Genomic DNA, 23,743 nt, shown 5'->3' with positions numbered 1-23,743 from the left:
TGCCCGTATGCAGGCGCAACACCACAGGCGGTGTTGCGCCTGCTGTGATTAATACCTAAGGAGACAGCGGTGACCCAGACCCCGCAGAACGAAACCCCCGAAGAAGCCGCCCGCCGCGCCGAAGAAGAACGCAAGGCACAGGTGCGTCTGCTGAGCGAGATGGCATCGCTGGGGTTCTACGATGCGGCTAAAAGCGCCCGCTGGCTCAACTCCCGGGAACTCGAAGGTCTAGACCGCGCCAAACTGTTTGAGGGCCTGCGCCTAGCCCCTTCTCCCGATATCGCGCTTCCTGCCCTGGTCAGACTCATTGAACGCGCCCCCAAGGTGGTGCAGCTAGCAGAGCTGGGGGCGGACGCCGAGGCCCTCTACCGCTTACTGGGCGGGTCCGAGGCGCTGGGGGAGTTCTTGGTTCGCCACCCCGAGCACGCAGACCTGCTAGAGATTGACCCTAGGGCTTTTGATGGCCAAGATTTTCCCGTCTCTCTGCTGCCCGAGACCGACGAAGAATACCTCACCCCTATCGCTCCGCTTGATACCGTCTACCGCCGCGACCTGCTAACGGCTGTGGGAGCCGACCCGGCTGCGTCCGCCCCGGTCGCCCACCTCACCGGCAAAGTAGCCTACACCGCCCTGCGCGTTGCCTACCGCCGTCACCTGACCGAACTCGCGATCTACGACCTCACCAGCTTTGCACCGGTACAGTTCATGCCCACCGTTGGCCGTCTTCTGGCAGACCTGGCCGCAGCCGCCCTCGAAGGGGCCCTGGCAATTGCCCGCGCCGAAGTAGCCCAGAACCGCAGTGAACAGACCGTAGCCGCTGTAGAACTTGCCATTATCGGCATGGGTAAATGCGGCGCCCGCGAACTCAACTACATTTCAGATGTCGATGTGGTCTACGCTGTCGCCCATAAGCCCCTGGCGGACCTGCCCGAAGATTTTGCCCCCCTCGACGAAAATACCCTGACCCAGATCGGTACCGAGCTGGTCATGGCCCTCTCCAAGGCCATCATGGCCCCGGCCCCCGAACCGGCCCTCTGGGAGGTTGACGCCAACCTGCGCCCCGAAGGTAAGGACGGCGCCCTGGTACGCACCGTGGAGTCCTACACCACCTACTACAAGCGGTGGGCCGAAAACTGGGAATTCCAGGCCCTGCTCAAAGCCCGCCCCATCGCAGGTACCCCCGAGCTGGGCGTCCGCTGGGCCCGAGCTATGCGCCCCTTCATCTGGGAATCTGCCGCCCGCGATTCCTTTGTAGAGTCAGTGCAGGCCATGCGCCAACGCGTCACCGACAACATCCCCGCCGCCGACGTCGACCGACAAATCAAGCTCGGCCCCGGAGGCCTACGCGACGTAGAATTCACCGTTCAGCTTCTGCAGCTCGTGCACGGCCGCACCGATGAGAGCGTCCGCACCCAGAGCACCACCGACTCCATCGCGGCCCTCGCAAAAGCCAGCTACATCGGCCGCAAGGACGCCCACGACTTCGCAGATAACTACGCAACCCTGCGTGTGATGGAACACCGCATCCAGCTGCTCTATATGCGCCGTACCCACCTGATGCCGGCCAAAGAAAACGACCGGCGCTCGCTAGCGCGCGCCATGAACTCCCCCCTGGCTCCCACCCAGCTGACCGAGCCAGAGATGCTCAAACAGTGGGCCGGTATCAAACGCGCCGTGAAATCCCTGCACGAGCGCCTCTTCTTCCGTCCGCTGCTAGCCGCCGTTGCCCACCTCTCCAAAGACGAAGTGGCCCTCACCCCGCAGGCAGCGCAAGACCGCCTGGCAGCCCTGGGCTACAAGGATCCCCGCCGCGCCATGGGCCACATCGAAGCCCTCACCAAGGGCCTACGCCGCTCAGCCGAAATCCAGCGCACCCTCATGCCCGTACTTCTCGGCTGGTTCGCCAAAGGCGTGGACCCGGACGCCGGCCTGCTCGGCTTCCGCCGCATCAGCGAGTCCCTGGGCGGCACCCCTTGGTACCTGCGAATGCTCCGCGACTCACCGGCCGCAGCAGAGCGCCTCTGCACCCTGCTGGCGTCCTCCCGCTTCATCACCGACCTGCTCGAAGATACCCCCGAACCTATCGCCTGGCTCGACCGCACCGAAGACCTCAAACCCCGCGCCACCGACGTCATCATCGGCGAACTGCGCTCCCAGCTCACCCGCCACACCGACTCAGCCGAAGCCATCCGCGCAGTCCGCATGATGCGCCGCCGCGAAATTCTCCGCCTCGCCATGGGCGAAGCGCTCGGTATCAACAGCAACGCAGAAGTAGCCCACAGCCTATCCGACATCGACCGAGGTGCCATCCAGTCGGCTCTTGCCATCGCCGAACGAGAAACCTACATCGATGGCCGCACCCCGCTCACCGACGTAGCGGTCATCGCCATGGGCCGCCAGGGCGGGGCCGAAATTGGCTACGGCTCAGACTCCGACCTCATGTACGTGCACATACCGCGCGACGGGGCCGACGAAAAAGCCGCCCAAACCGAAGCCACCGACCTGATCAACCGCATGGTCGCCCTGCTCAAACAACCCACCACCCCGCCGATCCGCGCCGAAAAAGTGCTCGAAATCGACGCTGACCTGCGCCCCGAAGGCAAGGCAGGCGCCATGGTCCGCTCGCTGGAATCTTTCCGCGAATACTACGAGCGCTGGGCCGATACCTGGGAGTTCCAGGCCCTGTTGCGGGCCCGTCCCTTCGCGGGCTCCGAATACGTAGGGGCAGCTTTTATTGAGCTCATCGACCCCTACCGGTACCCCACCACCTTCTCCGCTGAGAAGGTTACCGAAATCCGCCGGATGAAGGCCCGGGTCGAAACCGAACGCATGCCCCGCGGCGCCGATAAGACCCGCCAGCTCAAACTGGGTAGAGGCGGGCTGACGGATGTAGAGTGGCTGGTCCAGCTCCTACAGCTCCAGCACGCGCACCGGGTCGAGGGCATGCGCACCACCTCCACCCTCAAGGCCCTGGACGCCGCCGTGCAGGCAGGGCTGGTCGATGAACGGGACGCCACCCTGCTCTCATCAGCCTGGAAACTGGCCTCCAAGATACGCGGCCTAAACGTGCTCCGTACCGGCCGTGCCTCGGATACCCTGACGACCACCCGCTCAGACCTTGAAGCTATCGCCCGCTGGTGCGGGTATGCCCCCAACTCTGCACGCGTCCTCGAAGATGACTACCTGCGCATCACCCGCCAGGCCCGGGCCGTCTACGAAAAGCTGTTCTACCCGGGGTAGAAGACGGTTTACCACTCTAGGTAGCGCTACTTGGGAGGCAACAGCCTAACTCACTAGTGCTTCTCAGCCTTTGAAATCTGGTCTGCCAGGTCTTCGGGTGATAGGTCTGCGTTCGAGAACGCTTCGTTCAGGGGCAGGTGTAGGCGCAGGCCGGTGCCGGGGCAGATTTCCACGTGGGCACTGCGCAGCTTAAAGTCGACCACGTGCCCGCCGCGGGTGCGCTCGTCGTCGATGAAGTGGGCGTGGCAGCCGGGCACACCGATGCCCTGCTCGTAGATGGGGGTGCGGAAGCCTACGATGGTGCCGGGTACATTGTTGAACTGGACGATGTCTTCACCCTCTACAGCGTCCACCATCTTGGGGTAGGGCTTCTCCTGCTTCTTGACCGTGCGGGTGCGTACCCACTCGAAGTCGCCCACAATCTTGATGGCGTACATGTAGTTATCTGACAGGGTGAAGTTATCCAGTACCTGGCTAGCTGAGGTGCGCAGCAGGTTGGTGGGGAGTTCGCGCTTGATGGCGGGTACAAAGTTGGTGATGACGGCGAAGGGGGTCTTCTGGTCGAGCGAGGCGAGCGAGATGGAACCGTCGTAGCGCATCTGGTAGCAGGTGCCGTCGAGCACGATCATTTCCCCGTCGAGGCCGTCGAAGGTGCCCACGCCGAAGTTTCCGTGACCCAGTAGCTCACCGATGGTCATATCCCCGTCGTAGATGCCGTCGAGAAGCTGGCTCATCAGGCCGGTTTGGAAGACCTCGTTGCGGTAGATGGTGCTGCGGCCTTCGAGAATGGAGCTTTGGGGGCTCATGGGTCTCTCCTTGAGTAAGCGGGGGTGGTGCACAAAAGCCGCGCTGCGGCGTCCTTGCGGTGCGGACGCCTAGCGCGGCTTTGTGCTTGTGAATGTCAGTTTACCGGGGCTTAGACGCCGTAGTACATCTGGTATTCGAGGGGGTGGGGGACCAGCAGCAGGGGAGCGAGCTCGTTGCTGCGCTTGTAGTCGATCCAGGCTGAGATGAGGTCTTCGGTGAAGACGTCGCCTGCCAGCAGGAAGTCGTGGTCTGCTTCCAGAGCATCCAGGGCTTCTTCCAGGTTAGCGGGAGCCTTCTTGATGTCTGCGGCCTCTTCGGCAGGCAGCTCGTAGAGGTCCTTGTCGATGGGTGCAGGGGGTTCGATGCGGTTGCGGATGCCGTCCAGGCCAGCCATGAGCTGGGCTGCGAAGGCCAGGTAGGGGTTGGAGGAGGGGTCGGGTGCGCGGAACTCGAGGCGCTTGGCCTTGGGGTTGGTGCCGGTGATGGGGATGCGGATGCCGGCGGAACGGTTGCCCTGGGAGTAGACCATGTTGATGGGGGCTTCGTAACCGGGCACCAGGCGCTTGTAGGAGTTGACGGTGGGGTTGGTGAAGGCCAGAACTGATGAGGAGTGCTCAATCAGACCGCCGATGTACCAGCGGGCAACGTCTGAGAGACCCGCGTAGCCGCGCTCGTCGTAGAAGAGGGGCTCACCGTCCTGCCAGAGTGACTGGTGGCAGTGCATGCCTGAGCCGTTGTCGCCGAAGACGGGCTTGGGCATGAAGGTGACGGTCTTGCCCCACTGGTCAGCGGTGTTCTTGATGACGTACTTGAACTTGAGCAGGTCGTCTGCTGCCTGGGTGAGGGTGGAGAACTTGTAGTTGATCTCAGCCTGGCCGGGGGCACCTACTTCGTGGTGGGAGCGCTCTACTTCGAGGCCTACCTCGTCGAGGGCTACGCACATGGCGTCACGCAGGTCAGCCTGCTTGTCGACGGGGGAAACGGGGAAGTAGCCGCCCTTGGTGAGGGTCTTGTTACCGAGGTTGCCGCCCTCTTCCTTGCGGCCGGAGTTCCAGGGTGCCTCGTCTGAGTCGATCTTGAAGAAGACTGACTGGGGGGTAACTTCGTGCTGGACGTTTTCGAAGACGAAGAATTCTGCTTCTGATGCGAAGAAGGCGGTGTCGGCGATGCCGGTTGACTTCAGGTATTCTTCGGCGCGTTCGGCGACGCCACGGGGGTCGCGGTGATAGGACTCGCCGGTGCGGGGGTTGACGATGGAGCCGGTAACGACCAGGGTCTTCTCAAGGCGGAAGGGGTCAACATAGCAGCTGGCGACGTCGGGGATCAGCTGCATGTCTGATTCGGCGATGCCCTGGAAGCCGCGGATTGAGGAGCCGTCGAACATCTGGCCTACGGTGAAGAAGTCTTCGTCGATAGCCTTAGCGGGCAGGTTGAAGTGCTGCTGTACGCCGGGCAGGTCGCAGAAGCGGATGTCAACGAACTTGATGTCTTCGTTCTTGATGAAGTCGAGGACTTCCTGTGCGGTAGTGAACATGGTCGTTTGTTCTCCTTGAGTTGTTTTCGACCCATGGGTGCCCGGTTGGGTGGGCTCCCTCGCTGTTGTTTCTAGCCTAGGGTGTATTTTTTGCCCTAAAGTATCGCTTTTGTTTCGCGTGTGTAACGTACCGGCGCCTTGGTTGCATTGGTGTTACGTGGGTTTGGGTGGCTAGGTTCCCCTTTTCTAGTGTAGGTGGTTTGGGGTCAGGTTTCTCAGAGGGTAGGACACCTGCGCCCGGTTTTCTTGGGCGGAAAGGGGGTAGGAGCCGGTAAGGTTAGTTGGGTGGTTACGAGAAGAGATTTAGGTTCTTGGATAGAGGGGGCTCCTACCGACCAGGAGTACCCCGGGCAGAATATGGGCAGGCCGCGGTCGGGGCGGGGTGCTATCGCTCGCCCGGTGCGCCGTTTGCTGGCCTTTTGGATTGACTGGCTGCTCATTGAGGGCATGTTTTTTGTGCTGGGGCAGACAGTTTTTCCGGGCGTGAATACCGCTGTGCTTGATGTTGCCCAGCTGGTTATTTTCTGGCTCTATATGGTTGCTGCCGTCGGTTTTATGGGGCATACGGTGGGGCATTTTGCCCTCGGTATGCAGGTACAGCGACTTGATGGTAAGCCTGCTGGCTGGCTGACCGCTCTGATTCGCCAGTCTATGGTCATGCTGGTGCTGCCCGTTGTCATTATGGATGCCGACCAGCGCGGCCTACACGACCGGGCCCGCCATACTATTTTGGTGATGATTCGATAAATGAAAGACGATATGACGAACCCTACCGGCGAAGAGCCGCCGAAAGAGAATGACCCGGCGCTGCCGTCCTTTCTGACCCAGCCCAGACCAATCGACAAGGTCTTGCTGAGCCTGCTCGCCTTCATGACCATTTTCTCGATGGTCATGATTCCCCTGCGACCTAATCTGCTGGTCAACGCTCCCTGGCTGGTTTCTTTGCTGACCGGTTCAGGGCTGGGTCTGCTGATTACCGCAGCCCAGAACCAGGGAGCTGCCCTTATGCTGGCAGCCCTGACCGCAGTTGCTGCCGCCAGCCACATCAAGTTCATGGCGGTCTACTTCTTTATGGGGAAGCACTGGGGGCAGGACTTCATCACCTGGCTGTTCGCTAACCACACCCCCCTGTGGTGGCGCAAACTTGAGGGTTTTGTTGAGAAGCACCTCTTTCTGAGTCTGCTGCTGGGCTTTATCCCTTTCTCACCGATTCCGGCGACGATTCTGGTGGCTATCGCCGGTATCCGTAAGCTCAAGGGCTGGGTTATCGGCCTCTACATCTACCTGCTAGCAATCGGCAATAAGCTCTTTTACCTCTACCTGGGGCTGCGTTTCGGTGAGGGCGTCCAGCCCACTCTTGAGACCATCGACCGCTACATGATGCAGATAACCCTGGCCCTAATTGCCTACGTTTTCATCATGAACTGGTGGCGCGGTTCAAAGAAGAAGCCCGTGCAGTAAAAGCCTGTACGCATGAAGAAGGGGCCCGCTCAACATCTGTTGAGCGGGCCCCTTCTTGATGGGAAACCTGCGGCTTAGCGCATGCCTCGACGGTCGGGGCGCATACGCATGGGGTCAATACCCTTAGGGATAGCGTTCAGCATGTTGTTGTGCTTCGAGAGCGAATCGATGCGGTTAGCTACCTGGTGCATTTCCTGCTGGGTGAGCTTCTTGGGCAGCTTGTTCATGGTCTTGGTGAGCTGCTTGAGTTCAACCTGGCCGTCAGCGTGCCCGGTGTTGATGACGGTTACGGGAACGGTCGGTACAATCTTGGCGTACTTGAGCTTTTCCTTCTGGACCAGACCGTTGACGCGGCCGGTAGGGCCTTCGGTGACCAGGACGATGCCGGGACGGCCGATGGCGCGGAAGACGACGTCCTGGGACTTGTTAGCGGCAACGGGCTGCTGCTCGAAAATCCAACCGCGGCGCAGGGTTGAAAGAGCTGCACCGGAGCGACCGGGCTGACCTTCCAGCTGGGCGAAAGCTGCCTTTTCTGCCCGGCGGGAGAGCACCATGACAGCGAAAAGAATGCCCAGGGGGATACCGATGAGAAGGAAGGTAATCCAGTTGTTGAGCAGCAGGCCGATCAGCAGGAAGACCAGGACGGTGCCAAAGAAGACCAGAGCAAGAATCCAGGGGATGTTGGGGTCCTGCTTGCGGGTCATGGCATAGACCTGCTTCATCTGAGCAAACATGCCGGGGCCGCGCTGGGCGCGGCGCTCTTCGCGAGCCTTCTTCTTTTCTTCGCGGGTCTGTGCGCGGGTGCTGCCACGGGATTCAGCCACTGTGTTTCCTTCGTGAGTCGATTCTGGGCGGGCGGGTGCGATACGCGCCCTAACTTACCCATTCTATACGGCAAGAGCCCACCGATGAAACCGGTGGGCGCTTGAAACCCTGGGGGTAGCGTCCTTTAGGCCCCTGCTGCTACCAGGGAGCTAGCTTCCTGCATAGCAAAGCCTGAGTCGTCGATATGCGACAGATGCTCAGGGATTTCGCGCCCCTGCTTCTTCATGGCACGGGCCCAGAGTTTACCTGCACGGTAGGACGAGCGCACCATGGGGCCTGCCATCACGCCGGCAAAGCCAATTTCTTCGGCCATCTTTGAGAGCTCAACGAACTCGGCGGGCTTGACCCAACGCTCGATGGGGTGGAAGAGGGGGCCCGGGCGCAGGTACTGGGTGAGGGTAATCAGGTCGCAGCCGGCATCGTGCAGGTCGCAGAGGGCCTCGTAGACCTCTTCGTTGGTTTCACCCATGCCCAGAATCAGGTTGGATTTGGTAATCAGACCGGCTTCCTTACCCTGGGTGATGACGTCTAGGGAGCGCTCGTAGCGGAAGGCGGGGCGAATCTGACGGAAGATACGCGGGACGGTCTCAAGGTTGTGGGCGAAGACCTCGGGCGCTGCATCGATGACCTGCTGCACGTCCTCTTCCTTACCCTTGAAGTCGGGGATTAAGATTTCGACGCCGGTGTTGGGAGAAACGCGGTGAATCTGGCGGATGGTTTCGGCATAAAGCCAGGCGCCGCCGTCCTCAAGATCGTCACGGGCTACACCGGTGACGGTGGCGTAGCGTAGGCCCATCTTCTTGACGTTGAGGGCCACCTTAAGGGGCTCGGTGCGGTCAATAGCAACGGGCTTACCGGTGTCGATCATGCAGAAGTCGCAGCGGCGGGTGCACTCTGAACCGCCAATCAGGTAGGTTGCTTCGCGGTCTTCCCAGCACTCGTAGATGTTGGGGCAGCCGGCCTCTTCACACACGGTGTGAAGGCCAGAGCCTCGGGCTAGGTCAACCATTTCTTTGTATTCGGGGCCAACCTTGGCCTTGGTTTTGATCCATGAGGGCTTCTTCTCGATGGGGACCTCTGCATTGCGGGCTTCAACGCGAAGTAGCTTGCGGCCTTCTGGCTGGGCGCTCATGAGGTGGGGTTCTCCTTTTGGTGGTAAACCTGTGGTGGGTGTGCTGGCGGCTTCTGCCGGGGAGCGGTTTATGCGCTGGGGGCCGGTGTGAAGTCGGCGGCGAGCTGGTCGGCGTAACGGGCCAGCTCTTCTTCTACCCGGTCAACAATATCGGCGGGGGTTATATTCCGCCCCAGTTGTTCGCTAACGGTGGTGACACCCGCATCGGTGATGCCGCAGGGGATAAAGGCGCCGAAGGGATCGGTGGGGTTGTTGCAGTTGATGGAGAAACCGTGCATGGTGGTGTTCTTTGCAACGCGGATGCCGATAGCTGCGATTTTTTTGTCTTGCACCAGGGCGCCATCGCCTAACACCCAGACGCCTGAACGCCCCTCGACTCGCTGGCAGGTGATGCCCAGATCGGTCAGGACGTTGATGAGCACCTCTTCGAGTACCCGCACGTAGCGGACGACGTCGATGGGCTCGGGCAGCTGCACGATAGGGTAGCCAACCAGCTGGCCCGGGCCGTGCCAGGTGAGCTTACCACCGCGGTCAATTTTGATGACGGGCACGCGGTTATCGGTCGGGTATTCGTGGTCTTCGGTGCGCTTACCGGCGGTAATGACTTCTTCGTGTTCTAGCAGTAGGACGGTATTTTGCCGGACGCCGGTGGCGACTTCTTCGTGGACGGTGCGCTGGTAGTCCAGCGCGGAGGTATATTCCACATAGTCGGGGGCAAGCCCGACCCGTTCAAACAAAAGTGCCATACCTTCTAGGGTAGCCCTTTTGACGGTGGGGCGAAAATATTCAGGGAGACTCTGGTCGTCTGAACCCGCTATGTGATGTTGTGACGCTAGATGACGTTTTTATCCACAGGGCACCTTCATGCGGTTGACTAGCGTAAATGCTGGCCCTGTGGATACTCCCGGCGGGGGCGCTGCCAGGTGGTGTATAGCTAAAGCATGACTACCCCCACAGACCTGCCCCAGCCGACCCGGGCGTCCGCACCGCTTGAACCAGAAAACGACCAGGCCCTGCCGATACCCGGTAACCTACCCGACGTAACCCCGCGCTACCGCCTTGAAAGCGGAGCCCACCACAGCACCTGGATCGTGGACTGCGGCTACCAAAGTGCCGCCCATCTCGAGCTGCAGGCGGGCCCCTACACCCTGACTCAGATCACCGGCGATGCAGAAGCCAGTGCGAAATCCGCAGAACGGCTGTGTTCCCTCACCTCTCACCCCGCAGTGCTGAGAGTCGATGCGGTGACCTCATCGCAGGACTCCTACCATATCTGGTATGAACCTGCCGAGGCTGGCACCCTCGCCGACTATTGCCGAGCCAAGGGAAAACTGCCACTGGGTCAGGTAACCACCGTTGCCAGAGCCCTCACCCAGGCACTGGCCTACCTCCACGAACAGGGCTTTGCCTATTCTGAGCTAGCGGCCCGACACTGCGTTTTCACCGTGAGGGGCGAGCTGAAACTCCTTGCCCCCGATATCGATACTCGCCCACTGGCGTCCGCGGTACAGAAGAGCCGACAGGCAGACGACATCGCAGCCTGCGCTGCCCTGCTGTGGCTCTGCCTCACCGGGGAAGAGCCTAAGGCCATGCGTCTGAGGGCTCCCCTGAACCTGGCTGTACCCCAGGCCAGCGACGCCCTTGCCCAGACCCTTGAGGACGCTATCGACTCTCGTGCCCAGCAGCCCCAGCTTACTGACCTACTAGCACTTATTGAACTGGCAGCAGACCCCGAGCCCCTCGAACTCCATCTCAGCGCCCACCAGAGCGTGCGTCCCCGCCTTCCTGCCTACAGGCAGCCTGCGCCAATAGAGCCCCGCCGGGCGGTAAAACAACGTCGTCAGATGTACGGGAAACTGCCCGATGTATCGCGGGGGAATAAGACGCCTCACCGGAGGAAGCCCCGCCTTAAGCGGCGGGCCGTGGGAACCGGGCAGATGCAGATGGGGCAGTATCTGCGGGAGCGCTGGGCCCTGAGCGGCGCTGTCCTGATAGGGGCTCTAGCCCTGGGCGGGGCCGGGTATCAGCTGCTCGCATCAGAGCCCCAGCACGATTCAGCTACCCCGGCAGCGGTTGAGGCAGCAGGCTCTCTCCCTGCACTTGCACCGTCAGAGACAGATCAACAGCCTGCTAGCGAGAAGCCGCAGACAGAGGTCGAGCAAGACCAGGTAGTAACCCTAGAACTCAGCGATGACGACGTAGCTCTTCTCGCAGTAGAGCTCGTAGCTGCCCGGAGCCGGGTACTTGCCTCTGGGGAAGCTACGGAAATAGGTGATTACGCGGTTTTAGGCTCACCCTTAGCTGAAGCCGATAGTCAGCTACTGGCACATGAAGGTGCAGCCTCTTTAGCCGATATGAGCACAGAACTGGTTGATATCAGCGAGATCACGGCAACCGAGAACGGCTACAGGATCCTGGCTACGGTGCAAGCGACCGGCTACAGTCCCGCAGGTAGTGACCAGGAACTGGCAGTGCAGGGTATAAGCCGACACGATGAGAGGGTACTTCAACGCGTGGAGCTGACCCTTCAGCTTGAAAGCGGAACCTACCTGCTGACCGAGGCGCGGCCCCTGCCCCTAGACCCGTCCGCCCTCTAGTACCTACAGCCCTGCCTCTATGTAGACCAGGGGCGGTGCACCATACCGGTACACCGCCCCTGGGAGTAAGAACCTAGGTGTTCTCGTCTTATTAGATCTGGGGGTACTGCATGAAAACAGCGATAGCGATATTGATCAGAGCCAGGCCACCAACAGTATGGGCCAGGGCTACGTTCTTACCGTTTTCAGGGGTGCCCAGGGCGCGGGCAGCCTTGTACTTCTTCTGACCCATAAAGGCCGCTACAGCGATAACCAGGGCAATCACCATCTTGATGCCAATCATCATGTGGTTCAGAGCCATGTTCTGTGACATCTGGATGAAGTAGAGAGCAAAACCGGTGACAACCTGCAGCAGGGCCGCGTGGAACTGACCGGGCAGAACGATGCCCTGCTTAAAGGTGCCTAGCCACAGGCCGAAAACCATTGCGGCACCAACGATGTGCAAGAAAAGAAGAATTGAAAATGCGATAGCCATAATGACAAGTCTACGTAATACCTGTTTATTTAGCGACAGCTCGCCACTAAAACCGGTGTGGGGGTGACCACGCGAGCCCCCTAGTAGATAGAAAAGTGCCCCGCTAACTGCTGCTAGCGGGGCACCTGAGAGCCTAGTTCAGAGAACTAAGACCTGTGGTTTAGAGACCAACCTCAGCTTCGAAAGCTGCTTCTTCAAGGCGCTGCTTGAGGAAGGCCAGGAAGCGGCCAGCATCTGCACCGTCTACAACGCGGTGGTCGTAGGTCAGTGAGAAGTAAGCCAGTGAGCGGATCGCGATAACATCGTTACCCTCGGCATCCTGGATAACAGCAGGACGCTTGTTGGTGGAGCCGATGCCCAGGATCGCTACGTTGGGCTGGTTGATAATCGGGGTGAAGAAGACACCGCCGGTCTGGCCGGTGGAGGAGATGGTGAAGGTTGAACCTGATAGCTCCTCGGGGCCGACCTGACCATCACGAGCGCGCTTGGCAACGTCGTTGATCTTCTTTGCGATACCTGCGATGTTGAGGTCGCCGGCGTCCTTGACAACGGGAACGAGCAGACCCTTGGGGGTGTCAACTGCCAGGCCGATATTCTCGGAACCGTGGTAGGTGATTTCCTTGAAGTCATCGCTCATGGATGAGTTGAACTGGGGGAACTGCTGCAGAGCTTCGGTGACTGCCTTGGTGAAGAAGGGCAGGAAGGTGAGCTTGGTGCCCTCGCGAGCCTCGAAGCCGGCCTTAGCCTTGTTGCGCAGGGCAACCAGACGGGTCAGGTCGATTTCCTGGACGGTGGTCAGCTGAGCTGAAACAGCCAGTGACTCAACCATGCGCTTAGCAACGGTCTGGCGGATGCGGGGAGCCTTTTCGGTGGTGCCGCGCTTTGAGGACGCTGCAGCCTTGGGGGCTTCCTTCTTGGCAGGAGCTACGGTTGCGGGAGCTTCAGCAGCGGGTGCTGATGCTACGGGAGCAGCGCCCTTCTTAGCTTCAGCAGCAGCCAGGACGTCCTGCTTGCGGATGCGGCCGCCAACACCGGTGCCCTTGATGGTGGACAGGTCGATGCCTTCCTGCTTGGCCAGCTTGCGGACTAGGGGAGTGACGTAGGCTTCGCCGTTTTCGCCGGAGGGCAGTTCAACAGCGGGGGCCTCTGCAGCTTCGTCGGTGGAGGAAACAGCGGGTGCTTCTTCCTTCTTTTCCTCAGCTGCGGGTGCTTCTTCCTTCTTCTCTTCTGCGGGAGCAGAAGCGGCTGAAGCGTCACCGATGATAGCCAGAACCTGGCCGACTTCGGCGTCCTCGTCTTCCTGGATGCGGATTTCGAGCAGGGTACCGGCTACGGGTGAGGGAACTTCGGTGTCGACCTTGTCGGTGGAAACCTCTACGAGGGGCTCGTCAACAGCAACTTCTTCGCCAACTTCCTTGAGCCAGCGGGTGATGGTGCCTTCGGTGACGGACTCGCCTAGGGCGGGCAGGGTAACCTCGGTGCCAGAAGCTGAGCCTGAGGACGCGGGGGCGGCAGCGGGTGCCTCTTCCTTCTTTTCCTCAGCGGCGGGAGCTTCTTCCTTCTCTTCAGCCTTGGGGGCTTCTGCAGCGGGGGCATCGTCAGATGAGCCTGCGCCGGAGCCGTCGCCAATAACGATGAGGGGAGCGCCGACCTCGACGTCCTCGTCCTCTTCAACGAGAATCTTCTCAACAACACCGGCTACGGGTGAGGGAACTTCGGTGTCGACCTTGTCGGTGGAAACCTCAACGATGGGCTGGTCAACCTCAACGGTTTCGCCAACCTCAACGAGCCAGCGGGTAACGGTACCCTCGGTTACGGATTCGCCCAGTGCGGGCAGTTCTACGGTGGTGGACATAGTCCTTCGTGCTCTCCTTGTGAGTGATAAAAATTTGTAGGGGTAGGCGCTGACCCTATAACCAGGGTTAGGGCTAGCGCCTACCGCAGGGGCTTGTCTTAGCCGTGCAGGGGTGCGCCTGCCAGAGCCATTGCAGCCTCGCCCAGGGATTCGTTCTGGGTGGGGTGGGCGTGGATGAACTGGGCAACATCCTCGGGGAAGGCTTCCCAGACAACCCACATCTGGGCCTCGCCAATCTGCTCGCCCATGCGCTTACCAACAGCGTGAACGCCGATGATGGGGCCGTTCTTCTCGCGGACGACCTTGACCAGGCCGCCGGTGCCCAGGATGGAGGACTTGCCGTTGCCAGCCAGGTTGTACTCTGCAACCTCAACGTTTTCCTTGCCGAACTTCTCTTCAGCCTTAGGCTGGGAGTAGCCGATGGAGGCGATTTCAGGCTCGCAGAAAGTGACCTTGGGGATGTTGATGTCTTCAACAATCTGGGGGTTGAGGCCTGCGATTTCTTCGGCAACGAAGCGGCCCTGCTGGTAGCCGCGGTGGGCCAGCTGAACACCGGGGACGATGTCGCCGATAGCGTAGATGTTGCCAACGCCGGTGTGTAGGCGCTCGTTGGTGATAACGAAGCCACGGTCCATGGTCAGGCCCTGCTCGTCGTAGCCAAAGCCCTCGGTGTTGGGGCCACGGCCGACAGCAACGAGAACGATGTCTGCCTCGAAGACGGTGCCATCTTCAAGGGTGACCTTGGCGCCATTGGCGTCCTGTTCAACGGTCTTGAAGAACTTGCCCAGTGAGGACTTGATGCCGCGCTTCTTGAATTCGCGCTCAACGACCTTGATGATGGAGGGGTCTTCGTTGGGGACCAGGTGGGGCAGGCCCTCGATGATGGTGACCTCTACGCCCATGGAGTTCCACATGGAGGCGAACTCGGAGCCGATGACGCCGCCGCCCAGAACGATAGCGCTCTTGGGCAGGTAGTCCATCTGCAGGGCTTCGGTGGAGGTGAGCACACGGTCACGAATCTCGATACCGAAAGTCTTGGAGACAGAACCGGATGCCAGGATGATGTGCTTGCCCTTGTAATCGGTGCCAGCGACGGTGATGGTGTCCTTGCCGGTGAGCTTGCCTTCGCCCTCGATGACGGTGACCTTCTTCATCTTGAGAAGGCCGGTCAGGCCCTTGAACTTGCCGGCGACGATGCCGTCCTTGTAGTCACGAACCTTAGCCATATCGATGGACTCGAGGGTGGTGTTTACACCGTACTTTGAAGCGTGCTGAGCCTCGGATGCGAGTTCTGCAGCGTGCAGGTAAGCCTTGGTGGGGATGCAACCGGTGTGCAGGCAGGTGCCGCCCAGGTTGCTCTTTTCGATCAGACCTACGGTGAAGCCCAGCTGTACCGCGCGCAGAGCTGCGGAGTAACCGGCGCTACCGCCACCGAGGATGAGGATATCGAATTCTGTTGTTGCCGAATCGGCCACGTTGACGCTCCCTTGCATGGGTCGCGGAGGCCTAAGCCCCCTTATGTACTGTCGTTTTCTAGCTTATCCCTTGAATGCGTCCACCTGCCACTATTGGCAGGTGTTTTATTGCTCGGGTGGGCATGATTACACCCCGTTACCTGCTAGAACGCGGGCAACGGGGTGCAAATGTAAAAGTTCCCTGGAAAGCAAGATGCTTAGGCGTAGGCCTCGATGAACTTAATCAGGGTGGCGATGGAGTGGCCGGTGCCTTCCTTGGGGGTAAAACCGTAGGGGCCTTCCTCGTTGAAGGAGGGGCCTGCAAAGTCCAGGTGGGCCCAGGGAATCTTTGCGCCGTCCTTTTCGCCCACGAATTCCTCCAGGAACTGGCCTGCTACCAGCATGCCGCCGTAGCGGGAGCCGATGTTCTGCAGGTCGGCTACAGGGGACTTGAGGCTCTTGCGCAGGTGCTCGGGCATAGGCATGGGCCAGTAGTCTTCGCCGGCTTCGGTAGCTGCTTCAACAACCTGCTGGCGGACGGTATCGTCACCCATGACCGCTGCGGTGCGCACGCCCAGAGCGACGAGCTGGGCACCGGTGAGGGTTGCGATGTCGAGAAGGACGTCGGGCTCGCCCTCGGAGGCCAGGGCTAGACCGTCCGCCATGACCAGGCGACCTTCGGCGTCGGTATTCATGACTTCAACGGTGTGACCGCTGCGCATGGTCAGCACATCTTCGGGGCGAATGGAGTTGCCACCGGGCATGTTCTCAGCCAGGCAGAGGTAGCCGTGTACGGCAACCGGCAGGTTGAGCTCAGAAGCTGCTGCCACGACGTTGAGGACGGTTGCGGCACCTGCCATATCGGACTTCATGGTGGTCATGGATCCGGCGGGCTTGAGCGAAATGCCACCGGTATCGAAGGTGATGCCCTTGCCCACGATGGCAACGGTCTTTTCAGCCTTTTGGGGGGTGTACTTGACCTCTACCAGGCGGGGCTTGCGCTCTGAGCCCTGACCTACACCCGCGATGCCGCCGAAGCCTTCGGCAACGAGTTCTTCGTAGTCCCAGACCTTGGTTTCAACGTTTTCAAGGCCCTCTACACGGGAAAGGGCACGCTCTGCGAAGGTTTCGGGGTAGAGATGAGAAGGAGGAGTGTTGACCAGGCGGCGGGTATGGTCAACGGCTTCACCCAGGATGAGAGCTCGGGTCAGAGCGCCTTCTGCCTCAGCGGGGGCTACATCGGTGACAATGAGAACCTCGGCGACAGGAGCCTTGACCGATTCGGCAGTCTTAGCCCGCAGCTGGGTATCGGCAAAAGCGCCGTAGGCGGCGCCTTCTGCGATAGCTGCTACTTCCTCAACGGACTCTGCGCCCAGGGCGAGGGCTACGGTTTCTACACCGGCAAGCTGGCGGACGGCTGAGCCCGCTGCGTAGCGCAGGGCAACACGGTGGGCGGCGGCGTCTTCCTTCTGAGAGCCTAGGCCGATGAGGGCAACAACGTCGGCGCCCGCTTCATCGAAGCCGGGAAGCCGAACGAGCTCGTCCTGCCCGCCGCTAACCCCTAGGTCCTCCAAAATAGCCTCAAGGCCCTCGGCGGTTTCGGCATCGAGGGGAGTATTGGCCAGGGAAGGGCCCTCCTTGCCGGAATACACACCGAGAACCAGCACATCAGCTTCGAGGGCCTCAAGGTCGGGGGTAGTTACAGAGAATGCCAAATCGTGAGAATCGCTCACAAAAAATCTCCCTTCACATTAGAGCTATAGAAGGCAGTCGCTACGGTGCGGCTGCAGTATCGTCTATAAGCCTAGGCATAAAAGCCCCGCGAATGTAATCTGCGCAACGCCTCTGACCGCTAAATCACCGCAGAGCGAACAGGGGAACGGTAGTAACCGGTGGCCTGTGGGGTTACCGGGAATAGTTCTGCATATTCTCAGCGTTACACCTGCGACATTAGGCTACACAGCGGCTACACCCTGGAGTACTATAGAGACTCACAGAGGACGGGAAATAAGAAGGGGGCTAGGAAGATGACGCACGAAGAACGGTTGTATATAGCTCACGCCGGGGCGTTTGAAAACGACCGATTGAGAGGTCTGCCCCTCGTCATTGCTCTCTCGCACCCCCAGGACGCCGGTGGCACCGCGGGGCACCTGGGTGAAGTGCTTCTGCATGAACTTGATAATGTGCCGGTCATCGAGTTTGATGCTGACCGCCTGCACGACTACCGGTCACGCAAACCTCGTATTACCTTCAAAAAAGACCACTACACCAACCCGGTGCTTCCCGAACTCAAGCTGTACGCGGTAGAAGATCGCCTGGGCAAGCCTTTCTTATTGTTGACCGGAGCCGAGCCTGATTTGCTGTGGCAGCGGTTTACAGCTGATGTGGTGGATATTGCCCAGCGTCTTGAGGTATCGGTAGCCCTATCTGTGACCGGTTTCCCTATGCCTGTACCGCATACCCGCCCTATCCCCGTAACGGCGCACGGGTCCCGTAAGGACCTGACGGTCGGTATTTCTTCTTTCCAGCCCGAGGCTCTGGTGCCAGGGTCGGTATCGAGCCTGCTGGAGGTGCGCTTGACCGAGGCAGGTATTGGAACGGCCGGTTTCGCAGTGAACGTGCCGCAGTACCTGTCGGAGTCAGAGCTGCCTCAGACCGCTCTTGTCGCTATGGAGCACCTGTCGTTGGCAGCCAAGCTGAGCCTGCCTTCAGACCGTTTGCGTGAGCTGTCTGAGAATGTTCAGCTGCAGATTGACGAGCAGGCTAGCGCTAGCCCTGAAATTCAGATGATGATTCAGCGCCTCGAAGAGTCCTACGACGCGAACGCCGCCCAGGGGTTCGGTAGCCTCCCCCTCTCTGAGCGTGCCGCTGGTCGGGTGCCGAGTCGGGATGAAATCGGTGATGAGGTAGAGGCATTCTTGGCCCAGCTCAATCACAACACTCGGGATACGGACGGCGACGGCCCCCGCGGCCTGGGCCCCTCTGGTTCCTAAACCGGCCCGGGCCTGGCCCCGCGGTGAAGCTACCTGTGGAAACCCGCTTTAAGGGCGTCATGGATGCGTCACGGGTTCACCGATTTATGGGAAGCATGCGCTCCGTAAGGGCTTGATTATTTCTTTTGACATGGGCGGACGCCGGGTGCCCGGTGGATGGAGAATATCCACAGATCTGGTTGAGCTCGTCTTAGGTACTCTTCTCTATCAGCCTGGTAGGTATGACAGAGATTCACCACACCCCAGAAGAACCCACCGTTGCCTACCTCAGCTCGGAGCGTGACGTCCTTGCCCTTGCCCTGCACCTTTTAGGCTACTGGCCTGAAAAGTCCATCATGCTCTTGGCCCTGAGCAGCGGGGGAGCAGGGCCCCTGCTACGCGTTGATATGCCGGAGGTTTCCGACGTAGCCCCGGACGATTTTCTCACCTACCTCTTCGACGCTTTCCCTACCCACACCCCTACCGGTGACCCTATTACCAGTGCCTTCTTACTGCTCTTTTCAGAGGGGGCAGCTTCAGGAGAGGTTGATATCTCGACTGAAAGAACTTTCCTCGATGCAGCCCAGCTCTACACACAGGCAGCGCCAATCTACGCAACGAGCCACGGGCTGAACCTACTCGATGTACTTGCTGTTGGGCAGGAAGCCTACTGGGCTGTAAATCCGGCTGAGGGGAAGCTGGCACCCGCAGGTTTCTTAGAAGAGGTGCTCACAAGCCCGCTGTATACCGAACTGGTAGCTCGTGGGTCGCTTGTTGCGGGCAATTCCCATGAAGCGCAGGTACTAAAGAGCCGCACAGCACTGGAAACTGCGGACCCTGAAAGCCAAGAACACTGGCAGGTTTATGCAGAAGCCTATAACGCCTTCTACATAGAAGAGAAGCAAAAACAAAGCCCCCAAGAAGCCCACCAAATCGCTGCTGAACTAGAGCTGTGGGAGCAGGCTATAAGTGCTGTCTCGTCTTTGTTCGATGGGGTGACTAGCGGTAAGGGACTATATGCCGGGACGCTAGCCGACACTATACGAGCTGAGGTGATTCCCGATGCTGCCGGCTTCCTTATCGCTTCTCTCGATAGCTTTGCTACCCTTCAGCTCGTGATTTTTCAGGCCTGCCGTACTCTCCAGGACTCCCTAGCGGCTCTGAAGGCTCTAGAAGAGGGCAGCGAAGAATTGGGGCTGAGTAAGCTGCCCGCAGGCGATAGAGTTCTGCCTCTACCGTCGACTCTGCACCGCTATAGGCTTGACCATCTCAGTCAGCCTGAATCGTATGTACGCGAGCAGATAAACAATGTGGAAGATAGCCTGAAAGAGATGGCCGAAACCATCTTTGGTGTAGTCCCCACCCCACCAGACTGGAGACGCCTGGAAGCTTTGGGTTACCTTGCAGCGGTGATGGAAAGTTCCGCTACAGGAAAAGCCGAGGCTGCCCTGCTGGCCACACAATCATGGATAAGGTGGATGCGAGGAAGCTCCACGGAGGCTTTCCACCTGCTGGAAACTATCGATACCACCTATCGTGATGGGGGCTCCCTGCCCCTGAACTATCTCTTGAGCGTCAGCGCCTTCCCTGCCTGGCTTACCCTGCCCGGCGGAGCCCCGGAGACCTACGTGACCAAGAACAGCAGATAAGCGGCCGTGCCTTCTTCGCTAGAAAACCTAAAACATGTCATACTTGACTATTGACCCCGCTCTAAGTGTCTCTCAAAATTACAGCTTCCTATCGGGAATAGAAGCCCCCACTCGGGCGTTATACTCCCCGAAAGATGCCCTGGAAACTGTATTGTGTGAATTGATCACTTGACAGGGTCTTAGGTGTTTTGACCGCGAACACCGCATCACACTCGCTACGGTCAACTAGCTCAGAAAGGTTTTCTGTGTCACCAGCCGCACGCAAGAAAGCAGCCAGCGAAACCGCTGCAACCAAAGCCACCGCTAAAAAAACCTCAACTCGCGCCAAAGCAAAAAAGGCTGACGAGGCAGCAGACGCCGTAGAAGCAGACGACGAAGAAAGCGCCGCACCTCGGCGAGCCCCTAAGAAGACCGCAGCTAAGAAGGCTGCCCCCAAGAAGAGCCGCAAGGCTAAGGACGAGGGCGACGATTTCGCCGACGACGATATTGACCTGAACGACGAAGGTCTCGACGCCGACGACATCGAAGATGTCGATGAAGATGACGACGAAGACGAGGCAGATTCTGTCACCAAGGAAGAGAAGAAAGAGGCCGAAGCTGTAGCAGCTAAGGGTTCTGGCTTCGTCCTGACCAACAACGATGAAGACGATGCCCCCGCCGTCCGCGTTGTGACCCCCGGTGCTACCGCAGACCCCGTCAAGGACTACCTCAAGCAGATCGGTAAGGTTGCCCTGCTGAACGCTGAGCAGGAAGTCGACCTAGCTATGCGTATTGAGGCAGGCCTTTACGCTGAGCACAAGCTCAAAGAGAACCCCGACATGGATCCGCAGCTCAAGAAAGAACTGCGCTGGGTTATCCACGACGGTCGTCGTGCAAAGAACCACCTACTGGAAGCGAACCTGCGTCTGGTGGTCTCCCTGGCCAAGCGTTACACCGGCCGCGGTATGCTTTTCCTCGACCTCATTCAGGAAGGTAACCTGGGGCTGATTCGTGCCGTTGAGAAGTTCGACTACTCAAAGGGCTTCAAGTTCTCAACCTACGCAACCTGGTGGATCCGTCAGGCTATCACCCGTGCAATGGCTGACCAGGCCCGTACCATCCGCATCCCCGTGCACATGGTTGAAGTTATCAATAAGTTGGCCCGCGTCCAGCGTCAGATGCTGCAGGATTTGGGTCGCGAACCCACCCCTGAAGAGCTCGCTAAGGAACTCGATATGACCCCCGAAAAGGTCATCGAGGTTCAGAAGTACGGCCGCGAGCCGATTTCCCTGCACACTCCTCTGGGCGAGGACGGCGACTCTGAGTTTGGCGACCTGATTGAGGACTCCGAAGCAGTAGTACCTGCTGATGCTGTCTCATTCACCCTTCTCCAGGAGCAGCTGCATTCGGTTCTTGATACCCTCTCTGAGCGTGAAGCAGGCGTTGTCGCTATGCGCTTTGGTATGACCGACGGTCAGCCCAAGACTCTTGATGAAATCGGCAAGGTCTACGGCGTTACCCGAGAGCGCATTCGCCAGATTGAATCAAAGACTATGTCTAAGCTCCGTCACCCCAGCCGTTCCCAGGTTCTGCGTGACTACCTAGACTAATAAGTCCAGTCGCATTGATGCCACACTAGAGGGCCCCTGAGCTACCAGGCTCAGGGGCCCTTACTATCACCGGTTGAAATACTCTTATTGGACGAGCGAGCGCGGAGCGTAACTTTAGGCGATAGCAAGTGTTGCAATTTTCCATTCGCTGCGTCGGCGTTCAGCTCGAAGAGCTACCGCGCGAGTTCGACATTCATCGGTGACTAAGAGACTTAGCTCGTAGGCTGAAGCCGATACTTTCTGCACGATGACGCGTCGAGGCCGAATCCTGGCTGGAGGCTTGCTGGGGTACATGGATTCAGGGTAGTGACGTTTGCGGTACAGTATCGCGGCTTTAGCGTGTTCTAGTTGTTTCTCTAAGGTGCGGTAGCAAGCAGGAGTCATCCAGGGGGCCAGATGGTGCTTGGGGCGCCGCCCCATAAAGACTTCGATAGCGGCAGTTCCGATTCGAACACCTAGCTGCTCTACCGCTTGCTCTTCATGGTTGAGGAAGGAGATGCTTACCTCGGGCTCTTCCGGGTGGCCTTTTTCAAAGTAGGGAGCATATTTTTCAGCGTATTCAGTTGCTTCTACAATGATAAATTTGTGGTCGTCTCGTTCTGGGAAAGCGGTTTTCACGGTGATGCTCCTTCGCATAACTATTGGGGTAGGGTGATGGTTTGACCTGGGAAAATAAGGGTTTCTAGGGTGGGGATTGAGTCTTGATTAAGCTGCCAGATCGCGTGCACGAGTGCTAGTACTTCAGCTCCTGACGCATCGGGGGCAAGCTGGTTTTCTGCAATGCTCCACAGCGAGTCACCCGGGGTTACCGTGTAAGTGACTGCTGTGCGTTCTGAAAAATCCGGGAGCGTGCGAGTGCTACCTGAAAAGAGGGGCGAAATGGGCTGGTAGCTCGTAGTAGAGACCGGAAGAACTGTAAGCGTTGTTTGTTCCTGAGCCTGGCTCTGGGAAAAGAGGGGTGACGTTGTAGACGTTAGGGTAGAACTGGCTGATAGTGCATCGACGTTGTAAGCGGCTTGAGAGGTCCGGGTGAACAGGGGTGAGCTTGCCTCACCGCTACGAACCGTTGCTGAGATCGATTGCTCAAGTGGCAGAGCGTATGCCTGCGTGGGAGCTAAAGCTCCTAAACCTAAAGAAGCGCCAGCAAGTGTTTTAAGGAGCCCTGGCGCCCACGCTGGAAGTCGTAAGTGCATGGTAGAGCGCCGGGCATGAACTAGGGCACCGTAGTAGTAGACCAGTCCTGCAATCCACCAGAGGGCGATACCGAGACACAGCAGACCGGCAATAGCGCAGGCCAGCAGACTGATCCAGGTTCCGGGATCATGAGAAATTATCCCTAAGCTCTGATGGTCTTTTACTAGAAGTAGGTGAAGTAGCACACCAGATATGCCAGCTCCGCCCAGTGCTAGGAGGGGGACCAGATTAGCTACGCATAGAGCAAACGCCCGTGAGTTCACTTCTTTCACCTCAAATCATGTCATTTGATGTAGTTTGATGATTTATGAATCATATTACTTCTCTTTGTGATGTATTCAAGAGGGTTGTAGCGAATTTTTCAATAAATTTTCGTTGACGAGGTATCCTCAGTGCATGGCACACTTAGATTTGCTCTTCCGGGACTACGAAATCCAGATGGAAGCACAAAAGCACCGTGACTACGAGATAGATGCTCGAGAGTTACGTCAGATAGAGCTTTCTCGAGTTACTGCAGCTGATCGTTTAGCTGCCCAGCTCGGACAGCAGCTGACGGTTCACGGGTCTACCGGAGATATTTGGCGAGGGAGACTGGAGACTTTAGGGCTGGGCTGGCTTCAGCTAGAAACGGACGCCGGCGGTCTCATTCTTCCGCTTGCGCACCTTCTTTACTGGGAAGGTGGAAACCACCAGGCCGTGGGCGAAGCCCATGAAGTGTCTCGCAAGCTCACGCTGGGGTCTGCCCTACGAGCTCTCAGCGCTGCCCAGCGTGATATCCACATTTATCATGCAGGAGGAAGCGGTCTCACCAGTGCAGGTAAAGTGTGGGCAGTTGGTGCTGATTACTGCGAAATTGTGGGCGTTAAGGCACAAAAAGAAGACGCACGCGGAACCCAGGGGTCTCCACGCAGCGTCCTCTTCGCTTCAATTGCCGCTATCAGGGTAGCGGGATAGATAGT

18 protein-coding genes are annotated in these 23,743 nt (G+C 59.0%); 8 read left to right on the top strand and 10 right to left on the bottom strand.

Translation table 11 applies throughout. The annotated features are described in order from the left end of the window. Nucleotides 1–69 precede the first annotated feature (69 nt). Nucleotides 70–3,240, top strand: coding sequence for a bifunctional [glutamine synthetase] adenylyltransferase/[glutamine synthetase]-adenylyl-L-tyrosine phosphorylase (locus HWU94_RS07275; RefSeq protein WP_409348790.1), 3,171 nt, complete (start codon nt 70–72; stop codon nt 3,238–3,240). A gap of 53 nt (nt 3,241–3,293) precedes the next feature. On the opposite strand, the gene budA is transcribed toward HWU94_RS07275, so the two are convergent. Continuing rightward, the gene (budA, locus tag HWU94_RS07270) at nt 3,294–4,046 is read right to left on the bottom strand and encodes an acetolactate decarboxylase (protein WP_185173131.1); all 753 of its coding nucleotides are present in this window, start codon (nt 4,044–4,046) and stop codon (nt 3,294–3,296) included. 110 nt (nt 4,047–4,156) lie between these two features. Beyond that, nucleotides 4,157–5,581, bottom strand: coding sequence for a type I glutamate--ammonia ligase (gene glnA / locus HWU94_RS07265; protein WP_185173130.1), 1,425 nt, complete (start codon nt 5,579–5,581; stop codon nt 4,157–4,159). A gap of 357 nt (nt 5,582–5,938) precedes the next feature. On the opposite strand from glnA, the gene HWU94_RS07260 reads away from it, so the two are divergent. After that, the gene (locus HWU94_RS07260; RefSeq protein WP_237185413.1) at nt 5,939–6,328 is read left to right on the top strand and encodes an RDD family protein; all 390 of its coding nucleotides are present in this window, start codon (nt 5,939–5,941) and stop codon (nt 6,326–6,328) included. Nucleotides 6,329–6,340: 12 nt separating this feature from the next. Beyond that, a complete protein-coding gene (locus HWU94_RS07255; RefSeq protein WP_185173128.1) occupies nt 6,341–7,042 on the top strand; it encodes a hypothetical protein in 702 nt (233 codons plus the stop codon). A gap of 74 nt (nt 7,043–7,116) precedes the next feature. Here the strand turns inward: HWU94_RS07255 and HWU94_RS07250 are convergent, their stop codons facing one another. From HWU94_RS07250 to lipB, 3 genes are all read right to left on the bottom strand, one after another. Next, nucleotides 7,117–7,866, bottom strand: coding sequence for a DUF4191 domain-containing protein (locus HWU94_RS07250; protein WP_244955921.1), 750 nt, complete (start codon nt 7,864–7,866; stop codon nt 7,117–7,119). Between the two features lie 125 nt (nt 7,867–7,991). Next, nucleotides 7,992–8,999, bottom strand: a complete 1,008-nt coding sequence (lipA, locus tag HWU94_RS07245) for a lipoyl synthase (protein ID WP_185173127.1) — start codon at nt 8,997–8,999, stop codon at nt 7,992–7,994. Nucleotides 9,000–9,067: 68 nt separating this feature from the next. Next, nucleotides 9,068–9,745 (bottom strand): lipoyl(octanoyl) transferase LipB, encoded by a 678-nt coding sequence (gene lipB / locus HWU94_RS07240; protein ID WP_185173126.1) that lies wholly within the window; start codon nt 9,743–9,745, stop codon nt 9,068–9,070. A 195-nt stretch (nt 9,746–9,940) separates the two neighbouring features. Between lipB and HWU94_RS07235 the strand changes: the two genes are divergently transcribed. After that, nucleotides 9,941–11,596 (top strand): protein kinase, encoded by a 1,656-nt coding sequence (locus HWU94_RS07235; protein ID WP_185173125.1) that lies wholly within the window; start codon nt 9,941–9,943, stop codon nt 11,594–11,596. 91 nt (nt 11,597–11,687) lie between these two features. Here HWU94_RS07235 and HWU94_RS07230 read toward each other — a convergent pair whose 3' ends face one another. The 4 genes from HWU94_RS07230 to HWU94_RS07215 form a co-directional block, all read right to left on the bottom strand. Beyond that, a complete protein-coding gene (locus HWU94_RS07230) occupies nt 11,688–12,071 on the bottom strand; it encodes a hypothetical protein (RefSeq protein ID WP_185173124.1) in 384 nt (127 codons plus the stop codon). 160 nt (nt 12,072–12,231) lie between these two features. Next, on the bottom strand, nt 12,232–13,926 hold the full coding sequence (gene sucB, locus HWU94_RS07225; RefSeq protein ID WP_185173123.1) for a 2-oxoglutarate dehydrogenase, E2 component, dihydrolipoamide succinyltransferase: 1,695 nt from the start codon (nt 13,924–13,926) through the stop codon (nt 12,232–12,234). Nucleotides 13,927–14,024: 98 nt separating this feature from the next. Further along, nucleotides 14,025–15,419: a dihydrolipoyl dehydrogenase gene (gene lpdA, locus HWU94_RS07220; RefSeq protein ID WP_185173122.1), complete on the bottom strand. Its 1,395-nt coding sequence runs from the start codon at nt 15,417–15,419 to the stop codon at nt 14,025–14,027. Between the two features lie 179 nt (nt 15,420–15,598). Then, nucleotides 15,599–17,113, bottom strand: coding sequence for a leucyl aminopeptidase (locus HWU94_RS07215; RefSeq protein WP_185173121.1), 1,515 nt, complete (start codon nt 17,111–17,113; stop codon nt 15,599–15,601). A gap of 294 nt (nt 17,114–17,407) precedes the next feature. Here HWU94_RS07215 and HWU94_RS07210 point away from each other — a divergent pair, with 294 nt between their 5' ends. From HWU94_RS07210 to HWU94_RS07200, 3 genes are all read left to right on the top strand, one after another. Beyond that, nucleotides 17,408–18,373, top strand: coding sequence for a proteasome assembly chaperone family protein (locus tag HWU94_RS07210; protein WP_185173120.1), 966 nt, complete (start codon nt 17,408–17,410; stop codon nt 18,371–18,373). A gap of 221 nt (nt 18,374–18,594) precedes the next feature. Then, a complete protein-coding gene (locus HWU94_RS07205) occupies nt 18,595–20,001 on the top strand; it encodes a DUF4192 family protein (protein ID WP_185173119.1) in 1,407 nt (468 codons plus the stop codon). Nucleotides 20,002–20,189: 188 nt separating this feature from the next. Then, on the top strand, nt 20,190–21,590 hold the full coding sequence (locus HWU94_RS07200) for an RNA polymerase sigma factor (RefSeq protein WP_409348789.1): 1,401 nt from the start codon (nt 20,190–20,192) through the stop codon (nt 21,588–21,590). Nucleotides 21,591–21,704: 114 nt separating this feature from the next. Here HWU94_RS07200 and HWU94_RS07195 read toward each other — a convergent pair whose 3' ends face one another. Then, the gene (locus HWU94_RS07195; RefSeq protein ID WP_185173117.1) at nt 21,705–22,208 is read right to left on the bottom strand and encodes an Rv3235 family protein; all 504 of its coding nucleotides are present in this window, start codon (nt 22,206–22,208) and stop codon (nt 21,705–21,707) included. Between the two features lie 972 nt (nt 22,209–23,180). Here HWU94_RS07195 and HWU94_RS07185 point away from each other — a divergent pair. Further along, nucleotides 23,181–23,738 carry a hypothetical protein gene (locus HWU94_RS07185; protein ID WP_185173115.1) on the top strand — a complete coding sequence of 186 codons (558 nt, stop codon included), beginning with the start codon at nt 23,181–23,183 and terminating at the stop codon, nt 23,736–23,738. The last annotated feature ends 5 nt before the right edge of the window (nt 23,739–23,743 follow it).

This window comes from Rothia nasimurium (assembly GCF_014217215.1).
GTDB lineage: Bacteria > Actinomycetota > Actinomycetes > Actinomycetales > Micrococcaceae > Rothia > Rothia avistercoris.
The sequence above is the reverse complement of the archived record's forward strand: the minus strand, read 5'-3'. Positions and strand labels throughout refer to the sequence as shown.

What these genes read in the sequence shown, in the direction of transcription:
- HWU94_RS07255 (WP_185173128.1), top strand. Translation starts at nt 6,341, where the DNA reads ATGACGAACCCTACCGGCGAAGAGCCGCCGAAAGAGAATGACCCGGCG.
- budA (WP_185173131.1), bottom strand. Translation starts at nt 4,046, where the DNA reads ATGAGCCCCCAAAGCTCCATTCTCGAAGGCCGCAGCACCATCTACCGC.
- sucB (WP_185173123.1), bottom strand. Translation starts at nt 13,926, where the DNA reads ATGTCCACCACCGTAGAACTGCCCGCACTGGGCGAATCCGTAACCGAG.
- HWU94_RS07185 (WP_185173115.1), top strand. Translation starts at nt 23,181, where the DNA reads ATGGCACACTTAGATTTGCTCTTCCGGGACTACGAAATCCAGATGGAA.
- lipB (WP_185173126.1), bottom strand. Translation starts at nt 9,745, where the DNA reads ATGGCACTTTTGTTTGAACGGGTCGGGCTTGCCCCCGACTATGTGGAA.
- HWU94_RS07230 (WP_185173124.1), bottom strand. Translation starts at nt 12,071, where the DNA reads ATGGCTATCGCATTTTCAATTCTTCTTTTCTTGCACATCGTTGGTGCC.
- lpdA (WP_185173122.1), bottom strand. Translation starts at nt 15,419, where the DNA reads ATGCAAGGGAGCGTCAACGTGGCCGATTCGGCAACAACAGAATTCGAT.
- HWU94_RS07260 (WP_237185413.1), top strand. Translation starts at nt 5,939, where the DNA reads ATGGGCAGGCCGCGGTCGGGGCGGGGTGCTATCGCTCGCCCGGTGCGC.
- HWU94_RS07205 (WP_185173119.1), top strand. Translation starts at nt 18,595, where the DNA reads ATGACAGAGATTCACCACACCCCAGAAGAACCCACCGTTGCCTACCTC.
- glnA (WP_185173130.1), bottom strand. Translation starts at nt 5,581, where the DNA reads ATGTTCACTACCGCACAGGAAGTCCTCGACTTCATCAAGAACGAAGAC.
- HWU94_RS07210 (WP_185173120.1), top strand. Translation starts at nt 17,408, where the DNA reads ATGACGCACGAAGAACGGTTGTATATAGCTCACGCCGGGGCGTTTGAA.
- lipA (WP_185173127.1), bottom strand. Translation starts at nt 8,999, where the DNA reads ATGAGCGCCCAGCCAGAAGGCCGCAAGCTACTTCGCGTTGAAGCCCGC.
- HWU94_RS07235 (WP_185173125.1), top strand. Translation starts at nt 9,941, where the DNA reads ATGACTACCCCCACAGACCTGCCCCAGCCGACCCGGGCGTCCGCACCG.